The organism is Micromonospora sp. DH13, assembly GCF_020873825.1.
Classification (GTDB): Bacteria; Actinomycetota; Actinomycetes; order Mycobacteriales; family Micromonosporaceae; genus Micromonospora; species Micromonospora haikouensis.
In genome coordinates this window covers 266,234-276,985 of record NZ_JAHWGR010000003.1, presented here as the reverse complement: position 1 = coordinate 276,985, position 10,752 = coordinate 266,234, and the positions used below count along the sequence as shown (strand labels likewise).

5 protein-coding genes are annotated in these 10,752 nt (G+C 75.6%); 4 read left to right on the top strand and 1 reads right to left on the bottom strand.

What is annotated here, in order from left to right; translation table 11 throughout:
- Positions 1-17: 17 nt before the first annotated feature.
- The 4 genes from LPA42_RS04730 to LPA42_RS04715 all read left to right on the top strand — a co-directional run bounded on the left by LPA42_RS04730 (position 18) and on the right by LPA42_RS04715 (position 7,394).
- A complete protein-coding gene (locus LPA42_RS04730; RefSeq protein WP_228986342.1) occupies positions 18-4,001 on the top strand; it encodes a type I polyketide synthase in 3,984 nt (1,327 codons plus the stop codon).
- Between the two features lie 84 nt (positions 4,002-4,085).
- Positions 4,086-5,123 carry an ABC transporter ATP-binding protein gene (locus tag LPA42_RS04725; RefSeq protein WP_043962724.1) on the top strand — a complete coding sequence of 346 codons (1,038 nt, stop codon included), beginning with the start codon at positions 4,086-4,088 and terminating at the stop codon, positions 5,121-5,123.
- On the top strand, positions 5,120-5,953 hold the full coding sequence (locus LPA42_RS04720; protein WP_077937030.1) for an ABC transporter permease: 834 nt from the start codon (positions 5,120-5,122) through the stop codon (positions 5,951-5,953). The genes LPA42_RS04725 and LPA42_RS04720 overlap by 4 nt, the downstream gene beginning before the upstream one ends.
- A gap of 13 nt (positions 5,954-5,966) precedes the next feature.
- Positions 5,967-7,394 carry a glycosyltransferase gene (locus tag LPA42_RS04715; protein WP_077937031.1) on the top strand — a complete coding sequence of 476 codons (1,428 nt, stop codon included), beginning with the start codon at positions 5,967-5,969 and terminating at the stop codon, positions 7,392-7,394.
- A 68-nt stretch (positions 7,395-7,462) separates the two neighbouring features.
- On the opposite strand, the gene LPA42_RS04710 is transcribed toward LPA42_RS04715, so the two are convergent.
- Positions 7,463-10,306, bottom strand: a complete 2,844-nt coding sequence (locus tag LPA42_RS04710; protein WP_228986341.1) for an AAA family ATPase — start codon at positions 10,304-10,306, stop codon at positions 7,463-7,465.
- Positions 10,307-10,752: the final 446 nt, after the last annotated feature.

Here is a 10,752-nt window from a genome sequence, read left to right as displayed (position 1 = left end):
GCCCCAAGGAGCCCCGAATGAGCATCTCGCTGGACGAGGTCGTCAGCGCGCTGCGCGCGTCCCTGCTCGACAACCAGAAGCTGCGCCAGCAGAACCAGCAGCTCGCCGCCACGCTCGGCGAACCGGTGGCGATCATCGGGATGAGCTGCCGGTTCCCCGGCGGGGTCGACTCGCCGGAGCGGCTGTGGGACCTCGTCGCCGCCGGCGGCGACGCCATGGCCCCGTTCCCCGGCGACCGGGGCTGGAACATGGACGCGCTCTACGACGCCGACCCGGCCAGCCGGGGCACCTCGTACGTGCGCGACGGCGGGTTCCTCTACGACGCCGGGGACTTCGACGCCGCGTTCTTCGGCATCAGCCCCCGCGAGGCCCTCGCCATGGACCCGCAGCAGCGGCTGCTGCTGGAGGCCGCGTGGGAGTCGTTCGAGCGGGCCGGGATCGACCCGACGACGCTGCGCGGCGCGCCCACCGGCGTGTACGCGGCCACCAGCAGCCAGGGCGACTACGCGGCCCTGCTGTCCGGGGTCGGCGGCGGCGTCGAGGGCTACCTCGGCACCGGCAGCGCCGCCGCCGTGGCCAGCGGCCGCATCTCCTACGCCCTCGGCCTGGAGGGCCCGGCCGTCACCGTCGACACGGCCTGCTCGTCGTCGCTGGTGGCGCTGCACCTGGCCTGCCAGGCGCTGCGGCTCGGCGAGTGCACCCTCGCCCTGGCCGGCGGGGTGTCGGTGATGGCCACCCCGACGGTCTTCGTCGAGTTCTCCCGCCAGCGCGGCCTGTCCACCGACGGGCGGTGCAAGTCGTTCGCCGCCGCCGCCGACGGCACCGGCTGGTCCGAGGGCGTCGGCATGCTGCTCGTCGAGCGGCTCTCCGACGCCCGCCGCAACGGCCACCGGGTCCTCGCCGTGATCCGGGGCAGCGCCGTCAACCAGGACGGGGCCAGCAGCGGTCTCACCGCCCCCAACGGCCCCTCGCAGCGCCGGGTCATCCGGCAGGCCCTCGCCAACGCCGGCCTCACCGCCGCCGACGTGGACGTCGTCGAGGCGCACGGCACCGGCACCACCCTCGGCGACCCGATCGAGGCGCAGGCGCTGCTCGCCACGTACGGGCAGGGCCGGGGCGATGCCGCGCCGCTGCTGCTCGGCTCGGTGAAGTCGAACATCGGCCACACCCAGGCCGCCGCCGGCGTCGCCGGGGTGATCAAGATGGTGCTCGCGATGCGGCACGGGGTGCTGCCGCCGACCCTGCACGTCGACGAGCCCACCCCGCACGTCGACTGGTCCGCCGGGGCGGTGACCCTGCTGACCGAGACCACCCCGTGGCCGGACACCGGCCGCCCGCGCCGCGCCGGGGTGTCCGCGTTCGGCGTCAGCGGCACCAACGCGCACACCATCGTCGAGCAGGCCGACCCCGCCGACGCCCAGCCCACCCGGCCGGCCGGGACGCCCGCCCCGCCGGTGCCGTGGATCGTCTCCGCCCGCTCCGCCCCGGCCCTCGCCGGGCAGGCCCGCCGCCTGCTCGACCACCTCGCCGCCCACCCCGACCTGGCCCCGGCCGACGTGGCGTACACGCTGGTCACCACCCGGGCCGCCCTGCCGCACCGGGCCGCCGTCACCGGCGACGACGCCGACGCGCTGCGCGCCGGCCTGCGCGCGGTCGCCGAGGACCGGCCCGCCCCCCACGTCGTACGCGGTGTGGCCCGCCCCGCCGGCAAGCTCGCCTTCCTGTTCACCGGGCAGGGCGCGCAGCGCCCCGGCATGGGCGCGCAGCTGCACCGCCGGTTCCCCGTCTTCGCCGCCGCCCTCGACGAGGTGGCCGCCGAACTCGACCGGCACCTGCCCCGCCCGCTGCGCGAGGTCGTCTTCGCCGCGCCGGACACCCCCGAGGCGGCCCTGCTGGACCGCACCGAGTTCACCCAGCCCGCGCTGTTCGCGTACGAGGTGGCCGCGTACCGGCTGGTCACCGCCTTCGGGCTGCGCCCGCAGCAGCTCCTCGGGCACTCCGTCGGCGGGCTGGCCGCCGCGCACGTCGCCGGGGTGCTGTCGCTGGCCGACGCCGCCGCGCTGGTGGCCGCCCGGGGCCGGCTCATGCAGGCCCTGCCCGACGGCGGGGCGATGCTGGCGGTGCGGGCGTCCGAGGCCGAGGTGGCCCCGCTGCTCGACGGCCGGGTCGCCCTGGCCGCCGTGAACGGCCCCGCGTCGGTGGTGCTCTCCGGCGACGCCGACGCGGTGGCGGCGGCCGGCGAACGGCTCGCCGCGCAGGGCCACCGGACCCGCCCGCTGCGGGTCAGCCACGCCTTCCACTCCGCCCGGATGGACGCGATGCTGGCCGACTTCCGGGTGGTCGCCGAGAAGGTCACCTGGCATCCGCCGGCCGTGCCGCTGGTCTCCGACCGCACCGGGGCCCCGCTGAGCGCCGCCGAGGCCACTGACCCCGGCTACTGGGTCGACCACGTCCGGGACACCGTCCGCTTCCACGCCGGCATGACCACCCTCGCCGCCGCCGGGGTCGGCGCCTTCCTGGAGCTGGGCCCCGACGGCGCGCTCACCGCCCTGGGCCGGGAGTGCCTGCCGGACGCCGACGCGGCGGCGTTCGCGCCCATCGGCCGCCGGGACCAGCCGGAGGCGGCCACCCTGCTCGCCGCGCTCGCCGCCGTCGACCTGCGCGGGGCGGGCGTCGACTGGGCCGCGCCCTTCGCCGGCACCGACGCCGTCCGGGTGGACCTGCCCACCTACGCGTTCCACCACGAGCGGTACTGGCCGGAGCCGCCGGCGCTGCACCTCGCGACCCGACCGGAGTCCGACGCCGCCGAGGAGGCTCCGGCCGACGAGCCGGTGGTCGACCCCGCGCGGCTGCTGCGGGACCGGCTCGTCGCCAGCGCGGTCGGCGACCGGCACCGGATCCTGCTCGACCTGGTCCGGGCGCAGGTGGCGACCGTGCTCGGGCACGCCTCGCCCGGGGCGATCGAGGCCGACCGGGACTTCCTGGAGCTGGGCTTCGACTCGCTGACCGCGCTGGAGCTGCGCGACGCGCTGCGCCAGGAGACCGGGGCGGACCTGTCGGCCACCCTGCTGTTCGACCACCCCACCCCGACGGCGCTGGCCCGGCACCTGCTCGGCCAGCTGCTCGGCGCGGCCGGCGACGCGGCGGCCGGCGACGGCACGCCGGAGGGGGCCGGCGGCATCCTCGGCGGGCTGTTCCGCGAGCCCAAGGCCCGCGAGGACGCCGCCGGATACGCCGAGCTGCTGGTCAAGCTCGCCCAGTTCCGCCCCAGCTTCACCGAGCCCGGCCAGCTCAGCCGCCCGGCGGCGATCCTGCGGCTCGCCGAGGGCGGCACCGGCGCGGCCCCGATCGTGTTCTGCTGCACCATGTCGCTGCTCTCCGGCCCGCACGAGTACGCCCGCGTCGCCGCCGGCTTCCGGGGCCACCGCGACGTGTGGGCGCTGCCCAACCCCGGCTTCGCCGTCGGCGAGGAACTCCCCGCCGACCTGGACGCGCTGCTGCGGGTGCACGCCGACACGGTGCTGCGGACGGTCGGCGGCGGCCCGTTCGTCCTCGCCGGACACTCCGGCGGCGCGATGGTCGCCAACGTGCTCGCCCGGGAGCTGGAACGGCAGGGCCGGCCGCCCGCCGCGGTGGTGCTGATGGACACCTACCCGGCCGACAGCGAGGTGCTCGGCGGCTGGACGGGGCAACTGCTCGACGGGATGGTCGAGCGGGACAGCGCGTACACGCCGATGGACGACTACCGCACCACCGCCTGGGCCGGCTACCTGCCGCTGTTCCTCACCTGGCAGCCCGCCCCGCTGGAGTCGGCGACGCTGCTGGTGCGGGCCACCCGGCCGCTGGGGCAGTGGCACGGCGAACCCGACGGGTGGCGGTCGCGGTGGCCGTACCCGCACGAGGCGGTGGACGCCGACGGCGACCACTTCACCATGGTCGGCGAGCGGGGCACCGACCTGGCCGCCACCGTGCAGCGGTGGCTGGCCGACCGGGGCCTGTGACACCGCCCCTGGCCTGCCCCTAGCACCCCCTAACGAAGCGATTGACATCTGTCCCAGCAGGGACCAGGACGGGAGCATGGCGACGTGGACGAGGCAGTGGTGGTCGAGGAGCTGGTCAAGCGCTACCAGCCCAACATGCCGCCGGCGGTGGACGGGCTGAGCTTCTCCGTCGCCGCCGGTGAGGTCTTCGGTCTGCTCGGGCCGAACGGCGCGGGCAAGACCACGACGATCGGGGTGCTGACGACCCGGGTGCGGGCCACCTCGGGGCGGGCGGTCGTGTGCGGGGCGGACGTCGTCCGCTCGCCGGCCGCGGCCCGGCAACTGCTGGCGGTGGTGCCGCAGCGGGTCAACCTGGACCGGGCGCTGACCGTCCGGCAGAACCTGCTGTTCCACTCGGCGTACCACCGGGTGTCCCGGTCGGTGCGCACGAAGCGGGCCGACGAGCTGCTGGAGCAGATGGGCCTGAAGGACTTCGCGAACGCCCGCACGGACTTCCTCTCCGGCGGCCTGGCCCAGCGCACGATGATCGCGCGGGCGCTGATGCACGCGCCGAAGGTGCTCTTCCTCGACGAGCCGTCCGGCGGCCTCGACCCGCAGTCGCGGCTGTTCGTGCACGACCGGATCGCCGAGCTGAAGCAGGCCGGCGTGACCGTCGTGGTGACCACCCACGACATGGACGAGGCGGAGAAGCTCTGCGACCGGGTCGGCATCGTCGACCACGGCAAGCTGCTCACCCTGGACACCCCGGCGGCGCTGACCCGCACCCTGCCGGGCAGCAGCACGCTGACCCTGGTGGTGGCCGCCGGTGCCCCCGCCGAGGACGTGCAGGCGGCGCTGGGCAACGTCGCCGACGTGGAGCGCGTCGAGCGGCTGCGTGCCGGCGGCCCGCCCGGCGGGATGCCGATGTTCCCCGGGATGCCGCCGATGCCGGTGCCGGACGCCCCCGCCGACCCGGACGCCACGCTGTCGTTCCGCCTCTACACCGGCACCGCGCCGGCCAACGCCGTGCCGATGGCGCTGAAGATCCTCACCGACCTGCGCTGCGAGGTCCGCGACCTCAGCATCGGCCAGCCGAGCCTCGAAGACGTCTTCATCCACCTGACCGGAAGGGAACTTCGGTGAGCGTCACCGCACCCGCCACCCCGTCGACCGCCGTGGCGCCGGCCGCGCCGGTGCGCGGGCTGGACCAGCTCGCCACCTTCCGGGCGGTGCTCTGGCGCGACATGTTCGTCACCAGCCGGGAGCTGGGCGCGTTCTTCGCCCAGGTGTTCCTCCAGCCGCTGTTCATGCTGCTGATCTTCGGCAAGGTCCTCACCAGCCTCGGCTACGCCAGCAACGACTTCGCCAACGTGCTGCTGCCCGGCGTCATCGCGCTCAACGCGTTCCTCATCGGCCTGGAGAACACCGCCCTGCCGATGGTGATGGACTTCTCCTTCACCCGCGAGATCGAGGACCGGCTGCTGTCGCCGATGGCGATCCCGCTGGTCGCGTTCGAGAAGATCGTCTTCGGGGCGATCCGGGGCGTCATCGCCGGGGTGGTGCTGATCCCCATCGGCATGCTGATGCTCGGCGTCACGTGGCCGCTGTCGACGCTGCTGCCGGTGCTCGGGGTGCTCACCACCGGGGCGATGGTGGGCGCGGCCATGGGCCTGACGTTCGGCACGCTCGTCCCGCCGCACCGCATCCAGATCATGTTCACGGTGACGATGACCCCGCTGATGTTCACCGGCGCCACCCAGTTCCCGCTGCGGGCCCTGGACCAGCTGCCCTGGTTCCAGGTGATCTGCGCCCTCAACCCGCTCACCTACGTCAGCGAGGCCACCCGGTCGCTGGTCGCCCCGCCCGGGGTGCAGTCGGTGCCGCTGTGGCTGGACCTGATCGTGCTGGCCGGGGTGTTCGTGCTGTTCAGCGCCATCGGCATCCGCGGCTTCATGCGCCGGGCGATGGACTGAGGCGGCCGGCGCGATGACGACTCAGGCGGCCGGCGCGACGACGGCCGACGAGAGCCCGCTGCTGATCGTCACCTCGGGCAGCTCCGGGCTGTTCAACCCGCTGCTCACCCTGGCCGGCGAGCTGAGGCGCCGGGGGGCGCGCCGGGTGTTCTTCGCCTGCACCGACGAGCGGCGGGCCGACGTCGAGGGCCTGCCCGGCGGCGGGGAGCTGACCTTCCTGTCGCTCGGGCCGGCCCGCCTGGCGGTGCGCCCCGAGCACTGGGACGACGAGACCCACCGGCGGATGTCCGCCGGCAGCCGGGTGGAGAACTTTGCGACGTACGTCGACACCTCCGTCGACTACGACTACCTGCACGAGCTGTACGAGCGCTGCCTGGCCCTGGTCGACGAGGTGGCACCGGCGCTGGCCGTGGTCGACTCGTTCGCCTCGTTCGGGATGGACGCGATGACGGTCCGGGGCGTGCCGTTCGTGATCAGCGTGTCGGTGCCGCCGTCGAACTTCCTCCAGGACAGCCTGCCGCCGACGTACCCGATGCCGCTGTCGGGGCTGCCGCTGCACATGAGCCCGAGCCAGCAGGCCGCCAACGGCCGCCACCGCGAGGCGCTGCTGAAGACCCTGATGGAGCCGCAGCGGCTGGCCCGCAACACCGCCGCCGCCCAGCGCCGCAGGGCGGCCGGGATCCCCAACGTGGAGCTGCGGCCCTCGCTGTACGCGCAGGCGGCGCGGGCGCTGCTGGCGTACACGGTCTTCGGGTTGGAATATCCCTTCGCCACCGCGCCGGCGACGCTGCGCACGGTCGGCTCGATGGTGCCCACCGAGATCGTGCCGAGCCCCGACGGCGCGGAGCTGCGCGGCTGGCTCGACGCCCACGAGTCGGTGGTCTACGTCGGGTTCGGCACCATCATGCGCCCGAGCGCCGCCCAGGTGGCCGCGCTCGTTGACGTCGCCGCCCGGCTCGGCCCCGACCACCACGTGCTGTGGAAGCTCCCCGCCGACCGGCAGCGGCACCTGCCGCCGGCCGCCGAGCTGCCGGCGAACCTGCGCGTCGAGTCGTGGCTGCCGTCGCAGGTGGAGGTGCTGGCCCACCCGCACGTGCGGGTCTTCTTCAACCACGCCGCCGCCAACGCGATCCACGAGGCGGCCTGGTTCGGCGTGCCGCAACTCGTGCTGCCGTTCTGGTTCGACTGCCACGACGGCGCGGTCCGGGTCGTCGACGCGGGCGTCGCCCTGGCCGTCGAGCACGACGACACCCTCGACGTCGACGACATCGTGGCGAAGCTGCGCCGGCTGCTGACCGAGCGGACCTTCCGGGACCGGGCGGCGCTGTGGAGCCGCCGGCTGCGCCAGGCCGGCGGGGTCACCGCCGCCGCCGACCTGGTGCTGAGCCACCGCGACGAGGCGGCGGCGTCGCGTCGCGCCGTCGCGCCCGCCGCCGGCTGAGCCCTTTCTCCCGTACGCGAAAAGGGGCGGCGCGGTGGTCACCCACCGCGCCGCCCCTGCGTCGTCGGTCAGGACGCCGCGCCCTGCGGCTCCTCGGCCAGCGGCTCCGCGTAGGCGACGAGCCGGGCCGGCAGGTCGGTGCGCCGCTTGACGTCCAGCTTCCGGTAGACCCGGGTGAGGTGCTGCTCCACGGTGCTGACGGTGATGAACAGCTTGCTGGAGATCTGCCGGTTGGTGTGCCCCTGCGCGGCCAGCGCGGCGACCCGGCGCTCGGCTTCGCTGAGCCCGTCGTCCGGCTCGTGCGCCTCGGCCCCGGCCGGGTACGCCGGCAGCCCGCCGCCCGCGTCGCGCCGGATCAGCCGCTGGGCCAGCACCGACGCCCCGCAGTCCTGGGCCAGCTGGTAGGCCCGGCGCACCAGCAGCCGGGCGCGCGCCGAGTCGCCGGCCCGCTGCAGGCTCTGGCCGGTGTCGCCGAGGGCCCGCACCAGCTCCAGCCGGTCGCCGCAGCCCTGGAGCAGGTTGACCGCCTCGCCGAGCAGCTTGCGCCGGTGGTCCGGGGCGGCGGTGGTGGCGAGCAGCCGCAGCGACCGACCCCGGGTCCGGTCGTCGACGCCGTGCGCGACGCGCAGCTGCTCCTGCAGGAGCTGGGTGGCGTGGGTCTTGTTGCCGACGCTGAGCTGCACCCGGGCCAGCTCCAGCCGCCACGGCACCAGCCCGGCCACGTCGATGCCCCAGCCGCGCATCAGCTCCCCGCAGCGGCGCAGGTCGGCGGTCGCCGCGTGCGGCCGGCCCATGGCCAGGTGGTGCCGGCCCCGGGCGGCCAGGTAGTGCACGCCCAGCGGGGTGCGGAACATGCCGGCCGGGACGGGATGGGCCAGCCACCGGTCGGCCTCGGCGAACCGGCCCGCCTCGGTCGCGCAGGCGATCAGCGTGGCCAGCGGCCCGGCGATGGCCACCCCCCACGCGGGGGCGGGGATGTCCTCCAGCGCCGCGCGGGCGTGGTGCTCCGCGCCCGGCAGGTCGCCCAGCCGCAGCGCGGCCTCGGCGCGGACCGCCCGCACGACGGCCCGCCACACCGGGGCGTGCCGGACCGCCGGCCGGTTGAGCAGGATCTCGGCCCAGGCCACGACCCGGTCGCAGCGGCCCGACCAGAGCAGCGCGAGCAGCGGGGCGGTGAGCAGCCCCAACGCCCCGTCGTCGGTGTGGTGCCGTTGCAGCAGTTGCTCGGCGGTGGCCACGGTGTCGTTGTCGGCGTTCGGCAGCAGCGCCGTGCCGAGCACCGTGACCGCCTGCAACTGGGGGCTGATCGACGTCGGCGCGGTCGCCGCCCGGCTCCACGTGCTGGGCGTCTCCCGCACGGAGGCCAACTGGTCGGGGTGGGAGAGGGAGACCAGCAGCTGCATGGCCCGCAGCCGGCCGGCGTGGCCGGCGGCGGGGCCGGGGTCGTCGTCTCCGGAGAAGCCGCTGACGGCCTCGGTGGCCTCCTCCGCCCGCCCCTGCCAGAGCAGGAACGGCACGGTGGACAGGGCGGCCCCGGTGGACCAGCCGGTGGCCCGCGCGGTCTCCACCAGCTCGGTCAGGTGCCCGTTGACGGCGAGCGGGTTGACCTGCCAGCGGGCGTTGACCAGCATCGCGGTGGCGGCGGTGCGCTGGCGCTCGTCGACGTCGGCGCGGGCGACCAGGCGCAGGCACGCCGCGGCCACGTCGGGCCGGCCCGACGCCAGGGCCTGCGCGGCGGCGTCGGAGAGCACGGGCACCACCCAGGGGGCGTCCGCCCACGCGGCGGCGACCAGGTGCTCGGCCACCGCGCCCGGCTCCGCGCCGTGCTCGTGCAGCACCTCGGCGACCCGCTGGTGCAGGCCGCGGCGCTCCTCGGGGGACATGTCGGTCAGGATGGACCGCAGGATGCGGGGGTGGCGCAGCTGGTCGGAGTCCATCAGCCCGGAGGTGCGCAGCACCCGCACCGCCGGGGCGGCCGACTCGGGCACCACGTCGAGGACGTGGCCGAGCAGCTCGGCCGGGACGGGGCGGTTCAGCACGGCGAGGGCCTGCGCGACGCGCCGTACCCCGGGCTCGTGCCGGTAGAGGCAGCCGAGGACGGCCTGGTCGAAGGGGTCGCCGCCGGTCGGGTCGGCCCCCCGCTCGTCGGCCGCCCCGCCGGGGGCCCGCTCGTCGATGAGGGCGCGGGTGAGCAGCGGGTTGCCGCCGGTCATGCTGAGGCAGCGTTCGGCCGTCTCCCGGGCGGCGGCCCCGCCGTCGGCGTCGACCAGCCGGGCGATCCCGTCGACGGTCAACGGCGGCAGGTTGATCCGCGAGAAGTACGGCTGGCTGAGCAGCTCGGCGCGGAACAGCGGGTGCGGCGGGCGCAGCGTCGACGCCTCGGCGAGCACCACCATGATCCGGGCGTGCCGCAGCCGCCGGGTGACGTAGAGCAGGCAGTGCAGCGACGCCGGGTCGGCGTGGTGCACGTCGTCGACGGCGAGGACCAGCGGCCCGGCGTCGGCGAGGTCGAGCAGGGCCGTGAACAGGCCGTGCAGCAGGGGCGCCCAGACCCGGTCGCCGTCGGCCGCCCCGTCGGCCGCGTCCCCACCGGGCTCCGGCAGGGGCACGGCGAAGGCGGCGTCCCGCATCAGGTTCTCGATCCGGGTGGCCGCCTGCTGCTCCAGCCTTGCACTGTGGAACAGCTGCCCCAGGACTCCGAGGTGGAGCCCGCGTTCCGCCCGCGACCCGGCCGCGCCGAGCACCCGCCCCCCGGCGGCCGCGGCCCACTCGCTGAACGTCTCCAACAGACTCGTCTTGCCGCTGCCCACCGCGCCCGTCACGAGCGCGACGTGTCCGCGTTGGTGCTCCGCGCAGGCGTCGAACGCCCTCCGGAGCCGGTCCAGTTGTTCCTCCCGCTGCACCAGCACCACTCGTGTCAGCCCTTCTCGTACGCGGTGCCGGGCCGGGAACACCGGCGCTGACCGACACCGCCCCCCCAAGCCGGACAGCCGCCCCTCCACCACACCCACCCGTCGCACCGGGTAGGGGTGGAGCGCACCGGGCCGCCATGCCGGGTGGACCTGAACTGTCCCCTGACCGGACCGCGCTCCCCAGCGAGCGATCCGGATGTCCAGGCGAGTTTGGCACCGGGTCGGGTGTGCGACAACGGGCGCGAGACCCCATCGTTTCGCGCGCAAACCTGCGGATCCGGGTGGCCGTTAGGGGTTGCCAGCGACGCCGTAAGGGGGGTCGGTGACGGCCGGGCGGCGGCACGTGTCGACGGGACGTACGGCGGGTGTCGACGCAGCGGGGTGATGGTGTCACACGCTCGGGTCCCGGCGCACCTCCACCAGGGCACGACGGCGGGACGTCCGGC